Genomic DNA, 1,043 nt, shown 5'->3' on the forward strand with positions numbered 1-1,043 from the left:
GACCAGAACACCGCCATCATCAGAGCCGACACCCTGGCGTCGAAGTAGGACGCGGTCACCGTCGCGGTGGTCCTGGCCCGCACCGCAGAACGTAGCGACACCGCCGTGGTGGCCGAGCAGGTCCGCAGGTTGTGGATCGCGGCCCAGACCGCGCCGCCGGTTCTACCACCGGTTCGGATGGGCCGGCCGGTCGGCGAGTGTGATCCCCTCGTCCTGGAGGTGCACCCGGCGATCCACGCCTCAGGCGAGCACGATGAACGGCTGGACCGGCTGCCCCGGTACGTGCCCAGGGCGCACGACGTCCGGTTGCGGACGGAGGTCGACGGGCTGCTGGCCGGTGGGGTGTCGCGGTTGGTGACGTTGGTGGGCGGGTCGTCGACGGGCAAGACCCGCGCCTGCTGGGAACTGGTCCAGTATCTGGAGCAGCAGCAGCCGGGCCGGTGGCGGTTGTGGCATCCCTACGACCCGACCCGCCCGGAAGCGGCGCTGGCGGATCTGGAGCGGGTGGGTCCGTACACGGTCGTGTGGCTCAACGAAGCCCAGTTCTACCTCGCCCCGCCCGACCCAGCACTCGGTGAACGGATCGCGGCGGGCTTGCGCACCCTGCTGCACGACAGGCAGCGGGGGCCAGTGCTGCTGTTGGCAACCCTATGGCCGCAGTACTGGAACGTGCTGACACCCCGGTCCGGCCCTGCACAGGCCCGGGACTTGCTGGCCGCTGGCGGCATGGTCAGCGTGGCGGACACCTTCACCCCAGCCGAAGTCGCAGGCTTGCACGGCACCGGAGTGGACCCACGGGTGAGGCAGGCCGCCACCCATGCGGAAGGCGGCCGGATCACCCAGTACCTGGCCGGCGCGCCCGAGCTCGAAGATCGCTACCGCACCGCGCCGCCCGCCGCCCGTGGGCTCATCCAGGTCGCCATCGACGCCCGCCGGCTCGGGTACCCGCCCGCGCTGCCGCACGCACTGCTGGAACAGGCCACCCACGGCTATCTCGACGACCACGACTGGGACCACCTGGGCGAGGGCTGGCTGGAACAGGC

The 1,043-nt window shown here is 71.3% G+C and carries 1 pseudogene; it reads left to right on the plus strand.

From position 1 onward, the window contains the following. Positions 1-105 precede the first annotated feature (105 nt). Positions 106-1,043, plus strand: a pseudogene (locus AB0E94_RS53265) (hypothetical protein); the annotation flags it as partial.

The sequence above is a fragment of the Actinoplanes sp. NPDC026670 genome (genome assembly GCF_040638175.1).
Lineage (GTDB): Bacteria > Actinomycetota > Actinomycetes > Mycobacteriales > Micromonosporaceae > Actinoplanes.